The sequence below is a fragment of the Nocardiopsis trehalosi NBRC 14201 genome, assembly GCF_001552555.1.
In the GTDB taxonomy this organism is placed as follows: domain Bacteria; phylum Actinomycetota; class Actinomycetes; order Streptosporangiales; family Streptosporangiaceae; genus Nocardiopsis_B; species Nocardiopsis_B trehalosi.
Genome location: NZ_BCRK01000041.1, coordinates 16,164 through 38,339 on the forward strand (window position 1 = coordinate 16,164; position 22,176 = coordinate 38,339).

Genomic DNA, 22,176 nt, shown 5'->3' on the forward strand with positions numbered 1-22,176 from the left:
AGGTGGAGCAGCCCCAGTGACGACTATCGACCAGCGGATCGCCGACGAGCTCGGGGTCCGGGAGCAGCAGGTGACCGCGGCCGTGCGGTTGCTGGACGAGGGATCGACCGTCCCCTTCGTCGCGCGGTACCGCAAAGAGGCGACCGGCGGGCTGGACGACGCCCAGCTGCGCACCCTGGAGGAGCGCCTGCGCTACCTGCGCGAGCTGGAGGAGCGGCGCTCCGCGGTGCTGGAGTCCATCCGCTCGCAGGGCCGGCTGGACGACGCCCTGGAGGCGCGGATCAACGCCGCCGACTCCAAGGCGCGGCTGGAGGACATCTACCTGCCGTTCAAGCCCAAGCGGCGCACCAAGGCGCAGATCGCGCGCGAGGCCGGCCTGGAGCCGCTGGCCGACCTGCTGCTGGCCGACCCCGGCCGCGACCCCCAGGCCGAGGCCGCCGCCCACGTCGACCCGGAGAAGGGCGTGGCCGACACCGCCGCCGCGCTCGACGGCGCCCGCGCGATCCTCGTGGAGCGGTTCACCGAGGACGCCGACCTGGTCGGCGAGCTGCGCGAGCGCATGTGGGCGCGCGGCCGCCTGGTGTCCCGGGTGCGCGAGGGCCGCGAGGAGGACGGCGCCAAGTTCGCCGACTACTTCGACTTCGCCGAGGCGTTCACCGACCTGCCCTCCCACCGGGTGCTCGCGATGTTCCGCGGCGAGAAGGAGGAGGTCCTCACCCTCACCCTGGAGCCGGAGGAGCCGCCCTCGGGCCCCGCCGCCGAGGTGACCGGGCCGAGCGACTACGAGCGCACGATCGCCGGCCACTTCGGCATCGCCGACCGGGGCCGCCCCGCCGACCGGTGGCTGCTCGACACCGTCCGCTGGGCGTGGCGCACGCGGGTGTCGGTGCGGCTCGACATCGACCTGCGGATGCGCATGTGGCAGCGGGCCGAGGACGACGGCGTCGGCGTGTTCGCCGCCAACCTGCGCGACCTGCTGCTGGCCGCGCCCGCCGGCGCCCGGCCCACCCTCGGGCTCGACCCGGGGCTGCGCACCGGGGTGAAGGTGGCGGTGGTCGACGGCACCGGCAAGGTGGTGGCCACCGACACCGTCTACCCGCACGCCCCGCAGCGCAAGTGGGACGCCGCGCTGGCCGTGCTGGGCCGGCTGGCCCGCGCGCACGCCGTGGAGCTCATCGCCATCGGCAACGGCACCGCCTCGCGCGAGACCGACCGGCTGGCCGGGGAGCTGGTCAAGCTGCACCCCGAGCTGAAGCTGACCAAGGTCATGGTGTCGGAGGCGGGCGCGTCGGTGTACTCGGCGTCGGCCTACGCCTCCCAGGAGCTGCCCGACCTGGACGTGTCCCTGCGCGGCGCGGTGTCGATCGCCCGCCGGCTCCAGGACCCGCTGGCCGAGCTGGTGAAGATCGACCCCAAGTCGATCGGGGTGGGCCAGTACCAGCACGACCTCGCCGAGGCCAAGCTGTCGCGGTCCCTGGACACCGTGGTCGAGGACTGCGTGAACGCGGTCGGGGTCGACGTGAACACCGCGTCGGCGCCGCTGCTGACCCGGGTGTCGGGCATCAGCCCGGGGCTGGCGCAGAACATCGTGGAGCACCGCGACGCCAACGGCCCGTTCCGCACCCGCACCGCGCTGAAGGAGGTGCCCCGGCTCGGCCCGAAGGCGTTCGAGCAGTGCGCCGGGTTCCTGCGCATCCCCGGCGGCGACGACCCGCTGGACTCCTCCAGCGTCCACCCGGAGGCCTACCCGGTGGTGCGCCGCATCCTGGACACGGCCGGCACCGGCCTGCCCGCGCTGATCGGCAACGGCTCGGTGCTGCGCGCGCTGCGGCCCCGCGACTTCGTCGACGACGTGTTCGGCCTGCCCACGGTGACCGACATCCTGCGCGAGCTGGAGAAGCCCGGCCGCGACCCGCGGCCCGCGTTCACCACCGCCGCGTTCCGGGAGGGCGTGGAGACGCTGGCCGACCTGGAGCGGGGGATGGTGCTGGAGGGGGTCATCACCAACGTGGCCGCGTTCGGCGCGTTCGTGGACGTGGGCGTCCACCAGGACGGGCTCGTGCACGTGTCGGCGCTGGCGCGGACCTTCGTCAAGGACCCGCGCGACGTGGTCAAGCCCGGCGACATCGTCCGGGTCAAGGTGATGGACGTCGACACCCGCCGCAAGCGGATCTCGCTCAGCATGCGCCTGGACGACGAGCCGGAGGGCGCGCCCGCCGAGGGCGGGGCCCCGCGCGGCGAACGGGCCGACCGCGGCCGGCGCGGCGGGGAGCGCGGCGGCGGACGCGGCCGCGAGCGCGGCGGCCAGGGCGGTCGCGGCGACCGGGGCGGGCGCGCGGACGCCCCCGCCGGCGGCGCCATGGCCGACGCGCTGCGCCGGGCCGGCCTCGACACCGGCCGGGGCTGACCCCACCGGCCGGGGGCCGGGGGTCGGGGCGGGCCGCGGTCCGCCCCGACCCCCGGCCTTTTTACTTCCGCCCCCTTGCGTCCGGCCGCTTTGAGTACCCGTACTCAGGCGCGCTCCGCCGGTCCGCGGTGCAATGGGGTGGACGGATCACCAGACGACGGAGGAGGCGGTACCGGTGGCATCGAACGGCGCCCGGACGGGCACCCCGGAGGAGGCGGCGCTGCGCGGCCTGGTCGAACGCGGGGTGGTGTCGCCGGAGCAGGCCGCGGCGGTGCTCGACGCGCTGCGCGCGGCCCGGCCCGACCGCCCCGGGGCGCGCTGGGCGGAGATCGTGGGCTACGTCGGCGGCGGCCTGGTGCTCGCCGGGGCGGCCGCCCTGGTGGCGACCTCGTGGGACGTGCTGTCCGAGACGATGCAGGTGGTGCTGCTGGCCGCCGTCGCGGTCGCCGCGCTCGGCGGCGCGCTGGTGATGGCGGGCGGCCCCGGGGCCCTGCGGGGGCGGGCCCACCGGGTGCCGGACGTGCGGCGGCGCGTCGCCGGGACGCTGAGCGCGGTGGCCGCCGCGGCGACCGCGCTGGCCGTGGGGGTCGGGTTCGACGCCGATCCGCCGATCGGGGCGTTCGCCGCCGGGCTGGTGGTGGCGGCGGCCGGGTACGCCCTGCTGCCGTCGGCGGTGGGCCTGGTGGCGTCGTGGGTGCTCGGCTGGCTGCTGGTGGGCTCGGTCGTGGGCGAGGCGGTCGGTTCCCTCCCCGAGACCGAGGTGGGGCTGCCGCTCGGCCTGGCCCTGATCGCGAACGGGCTGGGGTGGGCGGCGCTCGGCGCGTCGGGCGTGCTGGCGCACCGCCGCCTCGCGCTGGGGCTCGGCGCCGGCCTGGCCCTGGCGGGCGCGCACATGCCCACGTTCTGGGGCGGCGAGACCGCCTGGGGGTACGGGCTGACCCTGGCCGTCGCGGCGGCCTGCCTGGCCGCCTACCGGTGGGAGCCCGCCGGGGTGCTGCTGGTGTTCGGCGTCCTGGGGATCACCGTGGCGGTGCCCGAGGCCGTGTGGGACCTCACCGACGGCGCCGTGACGGTGGCGGCGGTGCTGCTGCTGGCGGGCGCGATCCTGCTGGTCGCGAGCTGGACGGGGGTGCGGCTGCACCGCGGCCGGCGCCCCGCCGGGACCGGCTGACCGGCGGCCGCGGGCGGCCCGGGGCCGCCGGACCCGGGGACGGACCCGGGCGGCGGTACGGCCTCCCGAACGCGGTGCCGCTCCCGCCGGCCCGGTCCGGTCCGAAGGGCCTGGGAACAGGCCGGACGATCGAGGTGCGGCGGGTGGAGGCGGGCCGCCGCGGGGCGGCGGCCCGGCCGGGTCACGCGGCGGCGCGGCGGCGCAGCGGGGCGCCGACCCGGTGCATGTAGGTGAGGGCCTCGGCGTGCGAGCGCACGAAACCCGTCTCGTGGTAGGGCACGCCGATCTCGGCGCAGTAGGCGCGTACGATCGTCCGCGCCCGGCCCAGGTGGGGCGACGGCATGCTCGGGAACAGGTGGTGCTCGATCTGGTAGTTGAGCCCGCCCAAGGCGACGTCGGTGAACCGGCCGCCGACCACGTTGCGCGAGGTGAGGACCTGCTTGCGGAGGAAGTCGAGCCGGTCCTCCCCGGTGACGGTGGGCATGCCCTTGTGGTTGGGGGCGAAGATGGTGCCGAGGTAGACCCCGAACAGTCCCTGGTGGACGGCGAGGAAGACCAGCGCCTTGCCGGGTGAGAGCACGGTGAACAGGGCGCCGAGGTAGAGCGCGAAGTGCGCGAAGAGCAGCACCCCCTCCAGCACGGGGCGCCGGGTCGAGCGGCGGAACAGCGACCGCACGCTCTGCACGTGCAGGTTCATGCCCTCCAGCAGGAGCAGCGGGTAGAACAGCCACGCCTGCCACCCGCCGAGGATGCGGGCGACGCCCTTGGCCTCGCGGGCCTGGCCCTCCGACCAGACGAGCAGGTCGGGGGCGACGTCGGGATCGAGGTCCTCGTGGTTGGGGTTGGCGTGGTGGCGGGTGTGCTTGTCCTGCCACCAGCCGTAGCCCATGCCGATGCCGAGGTTGCCGAGGACACGGCCGACGGCCTCGCTGGGGCGGCGGGTGCGGAACACCTGGCGGTGGGCGAGGTCGTGGGCGGCGAGCCCGACCTGGCCGAACACTGCGGCCAGGAAGACGGCCACGGCGAGCTGCCACCAGGAGTCGCCGATCAGGGCGAACGCCGTCCACCCGCCGATCAGGGCCAGGCCGAGCAGGGTGAACCGGACGACGTAGTAGCCGGGCCGGCGCTCCATCAGCCCGGCGTCGGCGATCCGCCGGGACAGCTGCGAGTAGTCGCTGCCGCGCTTCCCGCCGGACTCGCGCTGCTCGCGGATCGCGGAGGCGGCGGCCTCCGCTCCCCCGGAGGCGTACCCCGTGTCGTTCGGGCCGATCACTGTGGCCATTCGGGCCCCCTCAGGTCGGGTGCCGCCCGGGCGGTTCCCGTGGCGGCCGTGCTGGGCTGTGGAACGGTCGGCTTCGCCGCCGTCTCCGGCCCGTGCCCTCAATCTAGGCGCGGACCGGAGGCGCGGCGATGGCGTCCGCACACCGGTGCGCGGTGGTGCGCGCACCCCCCTAGGGGCTGCTACCCGGAATCAAGGCGTCTGTGTCAGCCACCGTACTCGGCGCGGATGCGGTCGGCGAACCGGGCGAAATCAGCCCCGTGCAGGAACGCGGACCGCATGGTGCCCGGGTCGGCCACGCCCTGGCCCGCGATGTCGAACGCGGTGCCGTGGTCGACCGAGGTGCGCAGGATGGGCAGGCCGACGGTGACCGAGATGGTGCCGTCGAAGTCGTAGGTCTTCGCGGCGATGTGGCCCTGGTCGTGGTACTGCGAAAGTACCCCGTCGAAGCGGCCCTGGAGGAGCTGGTGGAACACCGAGTCGGCGGGCACGGGGCCGGAGACGTCGGCGCCCCCGGCGCGGGCGCGCTCGACCGCGGGGGCGAGGTGGCTGATCTCCTCGTCGCCGAACGCCCCGTTCTCGCCGCCGTGCGGGTTGATGGCGGCGACGGCGAGGCGGGGGCTGTCGTGGCCGAACACGCGCAGCGCGGTCAGCGCCTCCTCGATCGCGGCGACCTGCTGGTCGGCGCTCACCTGGTCGAGGGCCTTGCGCAGCGAGACGTGGCGGGTGGCGAAGAAGATCTTCTTGCCGCGGACGACGAACATGGTGTTCTGCCGGGTGACGCCGGTGAGGGCGCCCAGCATCTCGGTGTGCCCGAGGTGCTCGCTGCCCGCCGCCCAGATCGCCTCCTTGTTGATCGGACCGGTGACGATGCCGGCGACCCGCCCGTCCATGGCGGCGCGGGTGGCGACCTCGATGGCGCGGACGGCGGCGGCGCCGGCGCGCGCGTCGACGGTGCCCCACGGCAGCTCGGTGTCGCCAAGGGCGCCGATGTCGAAGCAGTCGATGGTGCCCGGGGCCTCCTCGGGCAGATCCCAGGTGTCGACGGCGCGGACGGCCACGTCGAGGCCGCACACGGCGGCGGCGCGCCGCAGCACCGCGGGGTCGGCGACGACGACGCCGCGGGCGGGGGCCGCGTCGCCGATCCTGGCGAGGGTGCGCACGGTGATCTCGGGGCCGATTCCGACCGGGTCACCGACGGTGACGGCCAGGGTCGGGCGTTCGGTCATGTCGGGTTTCCTCCCAATTGGTGGGCGCCGCCCGGCGGCGGCGCGGGGGCGGCCTCTCAGCGGGGCGGCCGGAGGCCGAGGGGCAGGACGTGTTCGGAGACCTCGGCGGGGACGGTGCGCGTGCGCGCCCGCACGGCGCGCCGCAGCTTGCCCAGGCACTCCACGAGGGTGGTGTCGTCCCCGACGAGGCCGCCCTTGGTGACGGCGGGGGTGCCGTCGAGCGGTCCGCCGGTGAGCTGGCCGTGCACGGCCAGCGGGACGACCTCACCGCCCACCTCGAAGGCGTGCGCCCCGAGCGCGTCGAGGACGGCGGAGGTGACGTCGCCGCCGCTGGTGTAGAGGCCGCTGGGCGCGGTGGGGGCGCCGTGGACGGCCTCGGTGACGAGCGCGGCGAGGGCGGCGGGCAGCCGCCGTTTGGCGTCGGGCGGCAGGTCGACCACGTCGCGGGCCGACCCGGCCGTGCGGACCACGACCAGCTCGGGGAAGACGGCCGTGGCGAGGTGGCCGGCGAGGTCGCGCAGGAGCGCGGCCCGGTGGCCGGGGTCGCCTCCGGCCAGCAGCGCCGCGTCGACCTCGACGAACCGGACGGGGCCGGTGCGGGCGACCGCGTCGACCTGGCGGCGGGTCAGCTCGGTGGCGCTGCCGACGACCGCGAGCAGCGGGCCGGCCGCCGCCGCGCGGCCGCGCAGCCGCAGCGCGTCCGCGAGCAGCGCGCCCGCCGGTCCGGGGTCGACCGCCACCCACACGGTGCCGTCGCGGCGGTGGACCTCGGCGGCCGCCTCGGCGATGTCGGCGAGGTGCTGCTCGGTGAGGGCGTCGCAGAGCACGATGGGTTCGTCCCCCGCCGCCAGGGCGGTTCCGAGGACGCCCTGGGTGACCTGGCGGATCGGCACGTGCCGGACGGCGAGGCTCGTCTGGCGGGCGGCGATGTCGGCGACGACGCTGGTGCTCATGGGGCTGAGCGGGTCGAACGCCAGCTCGCTGCGCTCCAGCGGGACGCCGTCGAGGAGCTGCACCCCGTCGACGGTGACCCGGCCCGACGCGGGGAACGCCGGGGCGAACAGGGCCCGCACCGGGGTGGTGGCGGGCACGCGGTCGCGGACCGCGCGCCACGCCGCCTCCAGTTCGGCGCCGATGTTGCCGCGCAGGGTGGTGTCGGTGCGCTTGACCACGAGCCCCACCGGCCAGACCGCCTCGATCACGTCGGTGACGAGGTCGGCGGCCTGGGCCGGCGGCAGGTGGCGGCTGTCGAGGTTGGCGACGACGACGTCGTAGTCCCCGGCGGCCCGGGTGACGTGTTCGGGTGTCACCGTGGCCACCCGCATCCCGGACCGGGCGAAGCGGGCGCCGGTGGCGTTGGCGCCGGTGAGGTCGTCGGCGACGACGAGGACCTGGGCCACGGAGTCCCTCCTATCCCAGGATCAGGGCGGCCACACCCAGCAGGGGGAGGCTGGCGGCCCACAGCAGGGTGGTCATGCCGCTCCACATCTTCATGGCCGCGCCGCCGGAGAGCCCGGTGAAGCGGGTGACGACCCAGAAGTAGGAGTCGCTCACGTAGGAGAAGACGATGGAGCCGGAGCACGCGGACAGGACGGCGAGGACCGGGTCGACCCCGGCGGCGTCCATGATGGGCGCGCTGAGGGTGGCGGAGGTGATGATGGCGACCGTTCCGGAGCCCTGCGCGACGCGGACGAAGCTGGCGATGAGGAACGGCATCAGGAACATCGGCACCGGCCAGGAGGAGACGGCCTCGGCGAGGGCGTCGCCCACCCCCGAGCCGCGCAGGACCTCGCCGAACGCGCCGCCCGCGCCGGTGATGAAGACGATCATCCCGGCGGAGGCGGCGGCGGCCGACAGCCAGCCCAGGACGGTGGAGCGGCTCGTGCCGCGCGGCGGCAGCAGGTAGACGGCGACGGCCAGGCCGATGAGCAGGGCGATCGCCGGGTTGCCGATGAAGGTGAGGAACTCGCCGAGGGCGTTGTCGAGCCCGGCCGCGCCGGCGGCGGTGTTGCCGAGGATGAGCACCAGCGGCAGCAGCAGCGGGATGCTCGCCCGGAAGGCGCCGATGGGCGGGGTGCCGGGCTCCTCGGCGATGTCGCGGCCGTCGGCGGTGCGCCGCACCGGCTCGGTGCCGGACGCGCCGGCGGCGGAGCCGTCCGCGGCGACGGGCTCCTCGACCGGGGACGCCTCGCGCAGCGGCTCCAGGCGCGGGCCGATGAAGCGGGCGTAGGCGACGACCACCGGGAGCAGCGGCAGGGAGAACAGCGTGCCGGCCAGGATGACCGCGCCGAGGTCGGCGCCGAACGCCTGCGCGGCGGCCAGGGGGCCGGGCGTGGGCGGGATCATGTGGTGGGTGATCGACAGGCCGCCGGCCAGCGCCAGGCTGAGCGTGACCACGGGCTTGCCGTAGCGCCGCGCCAGGGAGCGCGCCAGCGGGTGCAGGATGACGAACCCGGAGTCGCAGAACACCGGGACGGACACGACGGCGCCCGTGGCGGTCATCGCGACGTCCTCGCGGCCCTTGCCCATCAGCCGGACGAAGAGCTTGGCGAGCGCGTCGGCGCCCCCGCTCTCCTCCAGCACCTTGCCGATCATGACGCCGAGGGCGATGACGATGCCGATCCCGGCGAGCGTGTTGCCGAACCCGGTGGTGATGAGCTCCACCAGCTCGGTGACCGGGACGCCGGCGACGACGCCGGTGACCAGGGCGCCGGCGAGCAGGCCGATGAAGGCGTCGAGCCGCGACCGGAGGATGATGCCGACGGCGGCGGCGACGCCGAGGAGGAGCGCCGCCAGAAGCTGCAGTTCCATGGGTGAAGTGCCCCTTTCTCGGGGTCAGTCCGTCGACGCCGGCGGGTTGGGGACGCCGGCGGCGGGAACGAGGTGGGGGACGCAGCCGGGGTGGCCGCGCAGGGCGCGGGCGGCCGCGCCGTCCAGGCCGTCGTCGGTGACGACCTCCACGGGGCCCGGGACGACCGCCCAGTGCGGGTGGGCGTCGACGCCGATCTTGGAGGAGTCGGCGACGATGACGGTCCGGCGGGCGCTGCGCATCTGCAACTCCTTGACGGCCGCCAGTTCCGGGCTGGGGCAGTTGACGCCGCGCCCGGGGACGACGCCGTCGGCGCCGATGAAGGCGATGTCGGCGGTGATCCGCTCCAGCACGCCGCGTGCGTAGTCGCCGACCATCGAGCCGCGGCGGCGCCGCACGCGCCCGCCGACGACGATCAGTTCGATGCCCTCGGCGTCGTGCAGGGCCGCCATCGGTCCCAGCCCCGTGGTGACCACAGTGGGCCCGGACCGGGCGGCGAGGCGCTCGGCGATGAACGTGGTGGTGCTGCCGGAGTCGAGCAGGACGACGTCGTCGTCGCGCACGAGCCCGGCGGCGTAGGCCGCGATCTGCCGCTTGGCCTGCGCGTTGTGCAGGCTCTTCTGCGTCCAGGACAGCTCGGTGCCGACGATCGCCGGTACCGCGCCGCCGTGGGTGCGCACCACCTTCCCGGCCTGCTCCAGCTCCGTCAGGCCGCGGCGGACCGTGGACGGGCTGATGCCGAGTGCCTGGGCGAGGTCCTCGACCCGCTGGACGCCGTCGGTGACGGCGTCCAGGAGCTGCTGGTGGCGCACCCGATCCCCCTCGTGCTCATTTCGCGCAGGTGAACGTGATCACGATGACCGAAATGAGCACGTAATGCAAGCAGACGGCGAAAACTTGACCAAACCACGCATCGGAGTCGGCCGGTCCCGCGCCGTCACCCGTTCCGCCCCGCGTCCACCCCCGCCTCCACCAGGGCGCCGCCCGCCGGATCCCCCGGCGTCCCGCCCCGCCGGGAAGGCCCGGACACGGCCGAGGGCGCCCCGCTGCGGCGGGGCGCCCTCGGCCGGCGCGGGTCACGGCTGCAGGACGACCTTCACGACACCGTCGCGCTTCTTCTGGAACGCCTCGTAGGCGCGGGGCGCCTCCGCCAGGGGCAGCCGGTGCGTCGCGAAGCCGTCCACGCCCAGCGGGTCGTCGTCGGTGAGCAGCGGCAGGATGTCGTCGACCCACCGGCGCACGTTCGCCTGGCCCATGCGCAGCTGCACCTGCTTGTCGAACATGGTGAGCAGCGGCATCGGGTCGGCCGCGCCCCCGTAGACACCGCTGAGCGAGACCGTGCCGCCCCGGCGCACCAGGTCGATCGCCGCGTGCAGGGCCGCCATCCGGTCCATGCCCGCCGTGCTCATCGCCTTGGCCGCCAGCCCGCGCGGCAGGAACTGCGCGGTGCGCTGGGCGGCCTTCTGCATCGGCGCCCCGTGCGCCTCCATGCCGACCGCGTCGATCACCGCGTCCGGGCCGCGCCCCTCGGTCCGGTCGCGGATGGCGTCGGCGTACGTGTCGTCGCGCGCGTCGAAGACCTCCACCCCGCGCTCGGCCGCGCGCCGCAGCCGCTCCGGGACCAGGTCCACGCCGAACACCCGCTCGGCGCCCCGGTGGCGGGCGATGCGGCAGGCCATGTCGCCGATCGGCCCCAGGCCGAGCACGGCCACCGACCCGCCGGGCGGGACGTCGGCGTAGGCCACGGCCTGCCAGGCGGTCGGCAGCACGTCCGACAGGTAGAGGAACCGCTCGTCGGGCACCGACGCCGGCACCTTGATGGGCCCGTACTGGGCCTGCGGCACCCGCAGGAACTCCGCCTGGGCGCCCGGCACCGCGCCGTACAGGCGGGTGTAGCCGAACAGGGCCGCGCCCATGCCCTGCTCGCGCACCTGCGTCGTCTCGCACTGGGTCTGCAGGCCGTCCCCGCACATCCGGCAGTGGCCGCAGGCGATCTGGAACGGCACCACCACCCGGTCGCCCACCGACAGGTTCGGCACCTCGGCGCCGACCGCCTCCACCACGCCCATCGGCTCGTGGCCGAGGACGTCCCCCGGGTTCATGAACGGGGCGAGCACCTCGTACAGGTGCAGGTCGGAGCCGCACAGCCCGCTGGAGGTGACGCGGATGACGGCGTCCGTCGGCTCCTGGATGGCGGGGTCGGGCACCGTCTCCACCCGCACGTCGCGCGCGCCCCGCCAGACCACGGCCTTCATGGCGTTCCTCCGTCCCTCCCCGGCCTCGGCCCGACCGGGGTCATCGCGGTCCCCCTCCACTTGCCGAGCGGGGCACCGGCAAACGCGGCCGCCGGTCCCGTGGGACCGGCGGCCGCGCCCGGCGGCCCGCCCGGGTCAGTAGGTGAGGCCGAACCCGGGGGCGAACAGCGGGCTCTGCCCGTCTCCCTCGTTGACGGGCTGCTGCTCCGCGGAGCGGGGCCACGACACCGGCAGCCGCCCGGTGGGCGGCACCGCGCCGAACAGCACGTCGGCCACGCCCGCGCCCTCCGACCCCGGCAGCCACGCCGCGACCAGGGCGTCCCACGCGCCGATGTGGTCGGCCACGTCCACCGGCCGGCCCGACACAACGACCACGACCAGCGGCAGCCCCGACTCGGCCAGCCGGGTGAGCGTGGCGGTGTCCTCCTCGTCCAGGACCACCCCTTCGGGCCGGTCGCCGTACCCCTCGGCGTAGGGGGTCTCCCCGACCACGGCGACGGCCGCCCGGTAGGGCCCGTCGGTGTCCTCGGCGTGCCGGTCGTAGACGACCTCGGTGTCCGGGGCCGCGGCGCGGATGCCCTCCAGGATGGAGGTGCCCTCGGTGATGTCGCCGCTGCCGCCCTGCCAGGTGATGGTCCAGCCCCCGCTCTGGTTGCCGATGTCGTCGGCGTTCTTCCCGGCGACCAGCAGGGGCCCGCCCCCGGGTGCCAGGGGCAGCAGCCCGCCGTCGTTCTTCAGCAGCACCTGGGAGGCCGCCGCCGCCTCGCGGGCGAGCGCCCGGTGCTCCTCGCCGCCCACCTCGGGCAGCAGGTCGCGGCGGGCGAACGGCGCCTCGAACAGGCCCATGTCGACCTTCGCGGTGAGGATGCGCCGCACCGCGTCGTCGATGCGCGCCACCGGCACCCGGCCGGCCGCCACCTCGCCGGCCAGGTCGGTGACGAACCGGTCGTGGCCCTTGGAGAGCATGACCATGTCCATCCCGGCGTTGACCGCCGTGGTCAGCTCCTCGGCGGTGAAGTCGCGGCCGCCGCTGATGCGGCCCACCCCGTCGAAGTCGGAGACGACGACGCCGTCGAAGCCCAGTTCGCCCTTGAGCACGTCGGTGATGAGGTAGCGGTCGGCGTGCGCCTTGACGCCGTTCCAGCTGCTGTAGGACACCATCACCGACGCCACGCCCCGGCGCACCGCCTCGCGGAACGGCGGCAGGTGCACCGCCCGCAGCTCCTCCTCGTCCACCCGCACGTCGCCGCGGTCGGTCCCGTCCTCGGTGGCGCCGTCGCCCAGGTAGTGCTTCGCGGTGGCCATGACCGACGCGGCGCCGCCGCCCAGCCGCGCGCCCTGGTAGCCGTCGACGGCGGTGGTCATGGCGCTCGGCAGGGCCGGGGTCTCGCCGAACGACTCGTACGAGCGGCCCCACCGGTCGTCGCGGACCACGCACACGCACGGCGCGAAGTTCCAGTCGATCCCGGTGGCGGCCACCTCGACGGCGGTGGCCTCGGCCACCCGCCGCACCAGTTCGGGGTCGCCCGCGGCGCCCAGGCCGATGTTGTGCGGGAAGATCGTCGCCCCGTGCACGTTGTTGTGCCCGTGCACGGCGTCGACCCCGTACAGGATCGGGATGCCCAGCGGGGTGTCGAGCGCGGCGCGCTGGTAGGCGTCGTACATGTCCGCCCACGCCTCGGGGGTGTTGGGTTCGGGGCCCGAGCCCCCGGCGCTGAGCACCGACCCCAGTCGGTGCTCGGCGACCGCGGCCGGGTCGGCCGCGGCGCGCTCGATCTGCACCATCTGGCCGAGCTTGTCCTCCAGGGACATCCGCGCCATGAGGTCCTCGACCCGCCGGTCGGTCTCGGCCCGCGGATCGAGGTAGGCGGGCGGGGCGCCGGCCTGGGCCGGCCCCAGGCCGGTGGCGAACAGGATCGCGGCCCCGGCGGCCAGCAGCGGTGCGGCGCCGCGCGGGCGGCGCCGCGCACGGTGAGCGGACGCAGGCATGCAGTCTCCTCGATGGACCCGCTCCGCTCCCCCGGGTTCCCACGATCGGTCACGCACCGTGCGTTGGCAAGCACGCCACGCGGTGCGTCCGGACGGCCGCGGTCAGCCCCGGTGCAGCCGCGCCAACCGGTGCAGGACCGCGCCCGCGATCCCGTCGGCGTCGAGCCCGTGCGCGGCGAGCAGCCGCGACCGCGACCCGTGCGGCAGGAACCGCGGCGGCAGCGCCAGCGTGGCCGCGCAGGCGCGCCCGCCCTCGCCGGCCAGCTCCTGGGCCAGCCGGGCGCCCAGCGCGCCGGTCCCGGAGCCGTCCTCGACGGCCAGCACCAGCCGGTGCGCGCGGGCCAGCCCCAGCAGGCCGGGGTCGAGCGGGGCGATCCACCGGGGGTCGACCACGGTGACGGGCACCCCGTCGGCGGCGAGCTCGTCGGCCGCCGCCAGGCACGCGCCCGCCAGCGGGCCCACCGACACCAGCAGCACCCGGGCGTCGGGGTCCTCGCGCAGCACGTCGCACCGGCCCACCCGGCGCAGCGCGGGGATGTCGGGGCCGACGGCCGCCTTGGGGTAGCGCAGCGCGGTGGGGCCGTCGACGCAGGACACCGCCTCGCGCAGGAGTTCGCGCAGCCGCCCGCAGTCGCGCGGCGCGGCCAGCCGCAGGCCGGGAACCACCGGCAGCAGCGCGGCGTCCCACACGCCGTGGTGGCTGGGGCCGTCGGGGCCGGTGATCCCGGCGCGGTCGAGCACGAAGGTCACCGGCAGCCGGTGCAGGGCGACGTCCATGAGGACCTGGTCGAGCGCCCGGGTGAGGAAGGTGGCGTACACGGCGACCACCGGGTGCAGGCCGCCGAAGGCCATCCCGGCGGCGGAGGTGACGGCGTGCTGCTCGGCGATGCCGACGTCGAAGACCCGGTCGGGGAAGCGCTCGGCGAACGGGCCCAGCCCGGCGGGCTCGCGCATGGCGGCGGTCAGGCACACGACGTCGTCGCGGGCTGCGCCGATGGCGGCGATCTCCTCGGCGAACACCGTGGTCCAGGTGGCGCCGCCGCCCCCCACTGGGCGGCCGGTGGCGGGGTCGAGGGGGCCCACCGCGTGCATGTGGTCGGTGGTGTCGCGCTCGGCGGGCGGGTAGCCGCGGCCCTTGCGGGTGACGCAGTGCACCACCACGGCGCGGCCCAGCCGGTCGGCGGCGCGCAGCGCGTCCTCGACCGCCGCGATGTCGTGGCCGTCGACCGGGCCGATGTAGGCCAGCCCGAGGTCCTCGAAGAGGTTGCCGCCCGCCGGCGGCGCCCCCGGGGCCGCGGCGCGCAGCCCGGCCAGGTGCCGGGCGGCCCCGCCGACCGTGGGGGCGTAGGAGCGGCCGTTGTCGTTGAGCAGGACGACGACCGGCCGCTCCGGCGCGGCGCCGATGCTGTTCAGCGCCTCCCAGCTGAGCCCGCCGGTGAGCGCGCCGTCGCCGACCACCGCGACGACCCGGCGGCCGGTCTCGCCGCGCAGCGCGAACGCCTTGGCCAGGCCGTCGGCGTAGGACAGCGCGGTGGCGGCGTGCGAGTTCTCGACCACGTCGTGCGGCGACTCGGCCCGCGAGGGGTACCCGGACAGGCCGCCGTCGCGGCGCAGGGTGTCGAACCCGGCGCGGCGCCCAGTGAGGATCTTGTGCACGTAGGTCTGGTGGCCGGTGTCGAAGACCAGGGCGTCGGCGGCGGAGTCGAACACCCGGTGCGCCGCGATGGTGATCTCGACGGCGCCGAGGTTGGGGCCCAGGTGCCCGCCGGTGCGCGCCACCCGGTCGACCAGGAACGCGCGGATCTCGGTGGCGAGGGCGGGCAGCGCGTCGGCGGGCAGGGCGCGCACGTCGGCCGGGCCGGCGATGCCCCGGAGCAGGCGGGCCCCGGTGGGCCCGGCGGAGGTGGCGGTCATGACGGCCGCACCGCCGGCGGCAGGGTGAAGCGCAGGGTCTCGCGGGTGGTGGTGCGCTCGTGGACGTCGAGCGGGCCGAGCCAGCCGAGGGCGGCGACGACCGCGTCGACCAGCACGGGCGGCGCCGACGCCCCGGCGGTCAGCCCCACGGTGGCCGCCCCGGCCAGCCATTCGGGGCGGATGTCGGCGGCGGAGTCGATCAGGTGGGCCGGGGTGCCGCGGCGCTCGGCGAGTTCGACCAGGCGCACGGAGTTGGAGGAGTTGGCGGAGCCGACGACGAGCACGGTGTCGGCGTCGTCGGCGATGGCGCCCAGCGCGTCCTGCCGGTTGGTGGTGGCGTAGCAGATGTCGTCGGACCCGGGGCCGCGCAGCGCGGGGAAGCGGGCGCGCAGGGCGTCGACCACGGCGGCGGCCTCGTCCACGGCGAGGGTGGTCTGGGTGAGGTAGGAGACCCGCTCGGGGTCGGCGACCTCGACCCGGGCGGCGTCCTCGGGGGTGGCGACGAGGACGGTGCGGTCGGGGGCCTCGCCCAGGGTGCCCTCGACCTCCTCGTGCCCGGCGTGGCCGATGAGGACGACGGTGTCGCCGCGGGCGGCGAACCGGCGGGCCTCCGCGTGCACCTTGGTGACCAGCGGGCAGGTGGCGTCGATGACCCGCAGGCCGCGCCGCGCGGCGGCGGCGTGCACGTCGGGGGCGACGCCGTGCGCCGAGAACACCACGGTGGCGCCGTCGGGGACGGGGTCGAGGGTGTCGACGAACACCGCGCCGCGCGCGGTCAGGTCGGCCACCACCCGGGTGTTGTGCACGATCTGCTTGCGCACGTAGACGGGGGCGCCGCGCAGTTCCAGGGCGCGTTCGACCACCTCGATGGCGCGTTCGACGCCGGCGCAGAACGAGCGGGGGGCGGCGAGCAGGACGGTGCGCGGCGGCCCGGCGACGGCGCGCCAGGCGGCGAGCGCGGCGCGGACGGCGCGGACGCCGGCGGGGTCGTCCGGGGCGGCCGCGGCGGCCAGCCCGCTGCGGCCGTCGGGGGCGAGGACCGCGAGGCCGGGGGCGGCGCCGGCCCCACGGCCCAGGCGCAGGTCGCCGCGCCCGGTGGCGACGCCGGCGCGGCGGAGTTCGCCGTCGAGCAGGTCGGCGGCGGGGCAGGGCAGGTGGGCGCCCCCGGGGCCGATCAGGCGGTCGGCGACCACCACGCGGCCGGGTTCGGGGCGTCCGGCCCCGTGCGCGGGGGCCGTCCGGTGGGCTGCGGTGTCGGACATGGGCGCTGCCTCCTCGCGGGCGGTCAGTGGTCGCGGCGGGTGGCGAGCCGGGCGAGGCCGCCGAGTTCGGCCTCGGGGCCGGGCGGCGGGCCGGCCGCCCGCAGCTCCGCCAGGGCGTCGGCGAGCAGCAGGTCGGCCTGGGTCTCGGCCCAGGCCCGGCCGCCGGCGAGTTCGACCAGTTCGGCGGCGCGCGCGGGTTCGCCGCCGGTCAGCTCGGTACCGGACCGGTACAGCTCGGCGAGTTCGCGGGCCGGCGGGGTGCCGGCCGCGAGGGCGGCGGCGACCGGGAGGGACTTCTTCCGGTTGCGCAGGTCGGAGTGGACGGGCTTGCCGGTGGCCGCGGGGTCGCCCCAGATGCCGAGCAGGTCGTCGGCGATCTGGAAGGCGAGGCCCAGGCGCTCGCCGAACGCCCGCAGGTGCGCCACCTGTGCGGCGTCGCCGCCGCCGAAGGACGCGCCGAGGGCGCACGCGCAGCCGAGCAGGGCGCCGGTCTTGGCCTCGGCCATGCGGCGGCACTCGGCCATGCCGACCTCGGCGCGGTCCTCGAACGCGATGTCGGCGCTCTGGCCGTCGACCAGTCGCTGCACGGCCTCGCTGAGGCGGCGGGCGCCGTCGTGGGCGGCCGGGTGGCCGCTGGCGGCGACGACGTCGAAGGCGAGGGCGAGGAGGGCGTCGCCGACGAGGATGGCGCCGCCCACGCCGAACACGCTCCAGGCCGTGGGGCGGTGCCGGCGGGTGGTGTCGCCGTCCATCACGTCGTCGTGCAGCAGGGAGAAGTTGTGGACGAGTTCGACGGCGACGGCGGCCGGGACCGCGCGCTCGGCGGTGCCGCCGACGGCCTCGGCGGCCAGCAGCGCCAGGGCGGGCCGGATGGCCTTGCCGGCGTCGGCGCGGGCGGGGGCGCCGTGCTCGTCGCGCCAGCCGAAGTGGTAGGCGGCGATGCGCCGGGAGGATTCGGGCAGCGTGTCGACGGCGGCCCGCAGCGCGGGGTCGACCGCGCCGCGCGCGTCGGCCAGCACCTCCCGCGCCGACCGCCCTCCGGTCATCTCCTCGGTGGTCGCCATGCGGCGGGCCCCTTTCGTTGGTGGTTCACCGGCCGGTCTGCACGTCCTCCAGCACCCCGAGGGCGTCGGGGACGAGCACGGCCGCGGAGAAGTAGGTACTGACGAGGTAGGTGAGGATCGCCTTCTCGTTGATTCCCATGTAGCGGACCGCCAGACCCGGCTGGTGCTCGTCGGGCAGCGCGCCGGGGCGCAGCCCGACGACGCCGGAGTCGTCCTCGCCGGTGCGCATGGCGATGATCGAGGTGGCGCCGGTGCGGCTGACGGGGATCTTGTCGCACGGCAGCAGGGGGACGCCGCGCCAGGTGCCGGCGGGCCGCCCCTCGACCTGGGTGATCGGCGGGTACAGCCCCCGGCGCGTGCACTCGCGGCCGAACGCGGCGATGGCGCGCGGATGCGCGAGCAGGTAGCGGGTGGAGCGGCGCCGGGAGATGAGGTCGTCCAGGTCGTCGGGCGTGGGCGGCCCGGTGCGGGCGGGCAGGCGCTGCTCGGGCGCCGCGTTGTGCAGCAGGCCGAAGCCGGGGTCGTTGACGATCCGGTGCTCCTGGCGTTCGAGGAGCGCGTCGACGGTGAGCCGCAGCTGCTGCTCGACCTGGTCCATCGGCTGGTTGTACAGGTCGGCGACCCGGGTGTGGACGCGCAGCACGGTCTGGGCGATGCTCAGCTGGTACTCGCGCGGCCGGAGCTCGTAGTCGGCGAAGGTGCCCGGCAGCGCGGGTTCGCCGGTGTGCCCGGAGGCGAGGGCGATGTCGGCCTCGCCGCGCCGGTTGCGCGGCGGCCCGGCGTGGTCGGCGCCGCGCTCCAGGTGCTCGCGCAGGGCGGGCGCGGAGTCGAGCACGGCGCGGAGGTCGGCGGCGGTCGCCACGAGCACGGTGCAGGCGGTGCGCGCGGTGGCGGTGAACGCGTGGGTGCCGCCGGTGAGGACGGCGGCGCCGAAGTGGTCGCCGTGGCCCAGCACCCGCAGCAGGACCGGGTCGCCGTAGTCGCCGGGGGCGGTGGCCGCGATGTGGCCGTGGGCGACGAGCACGACCCGGTCGGCGGGTTCGCCGGCGCGGGCCAGGACGTCGCCCGCCGCGTACTCGTGCCGCTCGAACCGGTCGGCCAGGGCGGCGAGGACGTCGGGGTCGTCGAACCCGCGCAGGGGGTGGAGCTCGCCCAGCTCCGGGGGGACGACCCGCAGTTCGGGTCCGCTGCTGACGAAGCTGACGCGGCCGTCGCCGACGGCGTAGGCGAGCCGCCGGTTGACCCGGTAGGTGCCGGCGTCGACGCGCACCCACGGCAGGACGCGCAGCAGCCACCGGGGGGTGGTGCCGCGCGCCTGGGGCACGGTCTTGGTGGTGGACGCCAGGTTGCGCGCCGCCTCCGTGGCGAGGGTGAGGCGGTCGTGCGCGCCGCCGGTGTCGGGCTGGGTCACGGTCGTGCTCCTGCGGGTCGCTGGGACGGGTTCGGGGGTGCGGGCCCCGGTCCCCGGCGCTGGCCGCCGGGGACCGGGGCGGGACGGCGCGGGGTGCGGTCAGTCCTCGCGGCCGATCTCGACGTTCTCCAGGAGGCCGAGGGCGTCGGGCACGAGCACCGCGGCGGAGTAGTAGGCGCTGACGAGGTAGGAGATGATCGCCTTCTCGTTGATCCCCATGAAGCGGACCGACAGGCCCGGCTGGTACTCATCGGGCAGGCCGGTCTGGTGCAGGCCGACGACGCCCTGCCGCTCCTCGCCGGTGCGCATGAGCATGATCGTGGAGGTGGCCGTGCGGGTGACCGGGATCTTGTTGCAGGGCAGCAGCGGCACGCCGCGCCAGGCGGGGACGGAGTGCCCGTTGAGGTCGATGCCCTGCGGGTAGACGCCGCGGCGGCTGCACTCGCGGCCGAACGCGGCGATGGCGCGGGGGTGCGCGAGGAAGAAGGAGGGTTCCTTCCAGACGGTGGCGAGCAGTTCGTCCATGTCGTCGGGGGTGGGCGGGCCGGTGCGCGTGGGAACGCGCTGCTTGAGGTCGGCGTTGTGCAGCAGCCCGAACTCGCGGTTGTTGACGAGTTCGTGCTCCTGGCGCTCGCGCAGCGCCTCGATGGTCAGCCGCAGCTGCTGCTCGACCTGGTTCATCGGCTGGTTGTAGAGGTCGGCGACGCGGCTGTGGACGCGCAGCACGGTCTGGGCGACGCTCAGCTCGTACTCGCGCGGCGCGACCTCGTAGTCGACGAAAGTGCCCGGCAGGTCGGGTTCGCCGGTGTGGCCGGCGGACACGGCGATGTCGGCCTCACCGTGCTGGTTGCGCGAGCGCTGCGAGCCGGCCCGCACGTCGCGCACGTGGGCCTGGAGCCCCTCGGAGTTGTCGAGGATCTGCTGGTAGGCGTCGCGCGGCAGGGACAGCACGGTGCAGGCGGTGACGGCCTTGACGGTGTAGTCCCAGTCGTCGACGTCCTCGGCGAGGGCCTCGTCGCCGATGTGGTCGCCGTCGACCAGGACGCCGAGGACGGTCTGGTCGCCGTACTCGCCGATGCCCAGGCGGTGCGCCTTGCCGTGGGCGATGAGGTGGACGTGCTCGACGGGCGCGCCGTTCTCGGCGATGACGTCGCCGGGCTCGTACTCGTGCTGCTCGAACCGGTCGGCGAGCGCGTGCAGCACCTCGTCGTCGCCGAAGCCGCGCAGCAGCGGGATCTCGCCGAGTTCGCGGGGCACGACCCGGACGTCGGTGCCGGTACTGATGAAGCTGACGCGGCCGTCGCCGACGGTGTAGCTGAGCCGGCGGTTGACGCGGTAGGCGCCGCCCGCCGCCTCGACCCACGGCAGCAGGCGCAGCAGCCACCGCGAGGTGATGCCCTGCATCTGCGGGACGGTCTTGGTCGTGGTCGCGAGGTTCCGCGCCGCCTCCGTGGCGAGACTGAGCTGCTGCTCCGCGCCCTCAACACCCGACTCCGTCACGATGTACACCACCCATCTTCGTCAAACCCGTCAACCCGGAAAACAGCGGAACACCTGGGGACAGCACCGCGCGGGGAACGCGCGGAGACGAACGCCGGCACCGCCGCGCGTCACGCGGGTGGAGGCGGGGGAGGTCACGGTTCCGGGGTCGGCCCCGGATGGCATCCGGAATCTCGGTATTCCGGGGAGCCGCGGAACCGGAAGGACCGCGGAACCGTTTCCCCCCGCCCTTCCGCATTCGGCGCAGCCGTCGGGATCGCCGCCGAGCACGTCTTTCGCGCGTTGCCGCCGATCGAGGCCGACTTTACCCGGCACCCCCGGGCACATGTGGAGAGACGAACTATTTTCACCAGGGAATCCCGCGTCACACGCATAGCCGGGAATTCGGTCGGAGTAAATCCTCCGGGACCTCCACCCACCTTGCGTGCGTTACCTGCGGCAACGGATATCGCGGGCGCTTTTCGGCCAAGTTCGCACGTGCGTACATGACAAATGCCCTTCGTACACCACCCGGCGTCGACCGCCGCACGGAACGGTTTGCGGACACGCCCGGAAATCAGGAACGGAACGGCGAAAACCGACCTACCGCACCTTTCCCCGAATCATGGAATAAACCAGCAAAGCCGTCGATAACGCGATATCAGAGGCGGGTGTCGCCGGCACCGGGGGCCAGCGGCAGCCGGGCCGAGACCGCGAACCCGCCGCCGGGGCGCGGGCCCGCCGTCAGCTCCCCGCCGTGCATCGCCACCCGCTCGCGCATCCCGATGAGCCCGTGCCCGGCCCCGGAGGCGGCGCGACCGCCGGGGCCGTCGTCGGCCACCTCGACCCGCACCGCCGCGCCGTCGGCCGCGACCCGCACCCGGCAGCGGGCCGGGGCCGCGTGCCGCACGACGTTGGTCACGGCCTCCTGCACGATCCGGTACACCGACCGCTCCAGCGCCGGGGGCAGCTCCCCCGCCCCGCCCGCGTCCACCTCGACCCGCACCCCGGCCGCCGCGGCGCGGTCGGCCAGCGCCGCCAGCCCGGACAGACCCGGCGCCGGGGCCAGCGGCTCGTCGGCGCCCTGGGCGCGCAGCACGCCGAGCATGTGCCGCATCTCGCCCAGCGCCTCGCGGCTCGTCCCCATGATGACCCGCAGCGCGTCGCGGACCTCCTCGGGCCGCTCGTCGGCCACGTGGTCGGCCACGGCGGCCTTGACCCCGATGACGCTCAGCGTGTGCGACACGACGTCGTGCAGCTCGCGGGCGATGCGCAGCCGCTCCTCGGCGGCGGCGCGCTCGGCGACCTGCCGGGCCGCCCGCGCGGCGTACGCCCGCCGCTCGCGCACCGCCCGGCCCACGGTCCACGCCCCGCTGAGCAGCGTGCACCCGATGACGGCCCGCGCCGTGGCCTCCGGATCGCCGCCGACCGGACCGGAGAGCAGGCCGCCCACCAGGCCCACCACGCTGAGCACGCCGATGGCCAGGGTCGGCTCCCAGCGGCGGCGCGGGACGGTCAGCGCCACCGTGTACAGCGCGTAGGCGGCCGCGGCGAACGGCTCGGCCACCGCACCGGTGAGCGCCGCCGCCGCGGTGGCGGCGGCGCACACCGCGAACACCGGGACCGGCCGGCGCCGCCGGGCCGCGACCGGCAGGCCGATGGCGGCCGCGGCGGGGACGGCCGCCCATAGCGGGGCGTGGCCGGGGTCGGTCACCGTGTCGAGCAGGAGTAGCAGGGTGTAGGCCACCGCGACGGCGGCGTCCAGGCCCAGCAGCTCGCGGGGGCCCAGCCGCCGGAACAGGGGCGGCGCGTCCGGGTCGTCCACGGACCGACGGTACCCGGGCCGGGCGCCGGGCGCCTCCGCCCGGCGGCCGTCATCCCCGGGTCGGACGCGCCGCCGCGCCCCC

The 22,176-nt window shown here is 75.9% G+C and carries 15 protein-coding genes; 2 read left to right on the plus strand and 13 right to left on the minus strand.

What is annotated here, in order from left to right:
* Positions 1-16: 16 nt before the first annotated feature.
* Both NT8_RS10165 and NT8_RS10170 read left to right on the plus strand, forming a co-directional pair.
* On the plus strand, positions 17-2,407 hold the full coding sequence (locus tag NT8_RS10165; protein WP_174549551.1) for a Tex family protein: 2,391 nt from the start codon (positions 17-19) through the stop codon (positions 2,405-2,407).
* Positions 2,408-2,582: 175 nt separating this feature from the next.
* On the plus strand, positions 2,583-3,578 hold the full coding sequence (locus NT8_RS10170; RefSeq protein ID WP_067966786.1) for a DUF2157 domain-containing protein: 996 nt from the start codon (positions 2,583-2,585) through the stop codon (positions 3,576-3,578).
* Positions 3,579-3,759: 181 nt separating this feature from the next.
* Here the strand turns inward: NT8_RS10170 and NT8_RS10175 are convergent, their stop codons facing one another.
* The 13 genes from NT8_RS10175 to NT8_RS10235 all read right to left on the minus strand — a co-directional run bounded on the left by NT8_RS10175 (position 3,760) and on the right by NT8_RS10235 (position 22,094).
* Positions 3,760-4,710, minus strand: coding sequence for a fatty acid desaturase family protein (locus NT8_RS10175; RefSeq protein ID WP_217999148.1), 951 nt, complete (start codon positions 4,708-4,710; stop codon positions 3,760-3,762).
* A 353-nt stretch (positions 4,711-5,063) separates the two neighbouring features.
* Positions 5,064-6,086, minus strand: a complete 1,023-nt coding sequence (gene pdxA / locus NT8_RS10180) for a 4-hydroxythreonine-4-phosphate dehydrogenase PdxA (RefSeq protein WP_067966789.1) — start codon at positions 6,084-6,086, stop codon at positions 5,064-5,066.
* Positions 6,087-6,142: 56 nt separating this feature from the next.
* Entirely contained in the window at positions 6,143-7,486 is a 1,344-nt protein-coding gene (locus tag NT8_RS10185) for a four-carbon acid sugar kinase family protein (protein WP_067966792.1), read from the minus strand.
* Positions 7,487-7,496: 10 nt separating this feature from the next.
* Complete coding sequence (locus NT8_RS10190; RefSeq protein WP_067966795.1) at positions 7,497-8,897, minus strand: GntP family permease; 1,401 nt, start codon at positions 8,895-8,897, stop codon at positions 7,497-7,499.
* 24 nt (positions 8,898-8,921) lie between these two features.
* Positions 8,922-9,707: a DeoR/GlpR family DNA-binding transcription regulator gene (locus tag NT8_RS10195; protein ID WP_067966798.1), complete on the minus strand. Its 786-nt coding sequence runs from the start codon at positions 9,705-9,707 to the stop codon at positions 8,922-8,924.
* A gap of 264 nt (positions 9,708-9,971) precedes the next feature.
* Positions 9,972-11,150 (minus strand): zinc-dependent alcohol dehydrogenase, encoded by a 1,179-nt coding sequence (locus NT8_RS10200; RefSeq protein WP_067966801.1) that lies wholly within the window; start codon positions 11,148-11,150, stop codon positions 9,972-9,974.
* Positions 11,151-11,285: 135 nt separating this feature from the next.
* Complete coding sequence (locus NT8_RS10205; protein ID WP_067966804.1) at positions 11,286-13,139, minus strand: glycoside hydrolase family 3 protein; 1,854 nt, start codon at positions 13,137-13,139, stop codon at positions 11,286-11,288.
* A gap of 102 nt (positions 13,140-13,241) precedes the next feature.
* Entirely contained in the window at positions 13,242-15,053 is a 1,812-nt protein-coding gene (locus NT8_RS10210) for a 1-deoxy-D-xylulose-5-phosphate synthase (protein WP_067966805.1), read from the minus strand.
* Positions 15,050-16,315 (minus strand): 4-hydroxy-3-methylbut-2-enyl diphosphate reductase, encoded by a 1,266-nt coding sequence (ispH, locus tag NT8_RS10215; RefSeq protein ID WP_067966808.1) that lies wholly within the window; start codon positions 16,313-16,315, stop codon positions 15,050-15,052. Before ispH ends, NT8_RS10210 begins: the two co-directional genes overlap by 4 nt.
* A gap of 23 nt (positions 16,316-16,338) precedes the next feature.
* Positions 16,339-17,379 carry a family 2 encapsulin nanocompartment cargo protein polyprenyl transferase gene (locus NT8_RS10220; protein ID WP_067966811.1) on the minus strand — a complete coding sequence of 347 codons (1,041 nt, stop codon included), beginning with the start codon at positions 17,377-17,379 and terminating at the stop codon, positions 16,339-16,341.
* Positions 17,380-17,404: 25 nt separating this feature from the next.
* Positions 17,405-18,790, minus strand: coding sequence for a family 2B encapsulin nanocompartment shell protein (locus tag NT8_RS10225; RefSeq protein ID WP_067966816.1), 1,386 nt, complete (start codon positions 18,788-18,790; stop codon positions 17,405-17,407).
* Between the two features lie 99 nt (positions 18,791-18,889).
* Positions 18,890-20,290, minus strand: coding sequence for a family 2B encapsulin nanocompartment shell protein (locus NT8_RS10230; RefSeq protein ID WP_084468807.1), 1,401 nt, complete (start codon positions 20,288-20,290; stop codon positions 18,890-18,892).
* Positions 20,291-20,930: 640 nt separating this feature from the next.
* Complete coding sequence (locus tag NT8_RS10235) at positions 20,931-22,094, minus strand: sensor histidine kinase (protein ID WP_084468806.1); 1,164 nt, start codon at positions 22,092-22,094, stop codon at positions 20,931-20,933.
* Positions 22,095-22,176 lie beyond the last annotated feature (82 nt).

Coding starts and splice junctions, on each gene's coding strand:
- NT8_RS10205 (WP_067966804.1), bottom strand. CDS start 13,139: ATGCCTGCGTCCGCTCACCGTGCGCGGCGCCGCCCGCGCGGCGCCGCA.
- pdxA (WP_067966789.1), bottom strand. CDS start 6,086: ATGACCGAACGCCCGACCCTGGCCGTCACCGTCGGTGACCCGGTCGGA.
- ispH (WP_067966808.1), bottom strand. CDS start 16,315: ATGTCCGACACCGCAGCCCACCGGACGGCCCCCGCGCACGGGGCCGGA.
- NT8_RS10220 (WP_067966811.1), bottom strand. CDS start 17,379: ATGGCGACCACCGAGGAGATGACCGGAGGGCGGTCGGCGCGGGAGGTG.
- NT8_RS10175 (WP_217999148.1), bottom strand. CDS start 4,710: ATGGAGCGCCGGCCCGGCTACTACGTCGTCCGGTTCACCCTGCTCGGC.
- NT8_RS10190 (WP_067966795.1), bottom strand. CDS start 8,897: ATGGAACTGCAGCTTCTGGCGGCGCTCCTCCTCGGCGTCGCCGCCGCC.
- NT8_RS10210 (WP_067966805.1), bottom strand. CDS start 15,053: ATGACCGCCACCTCCGCCGGGCCCACCGGGGCCCGCCTGCTCCGGGGC.
- NT8_RS10200 (WP_067966801.1), bottom strand. CDS start 11,150: ATGAAGGCCGTGGTCTGGCGGGGCGCGCGCGACGTGCGGGTGGAGACG.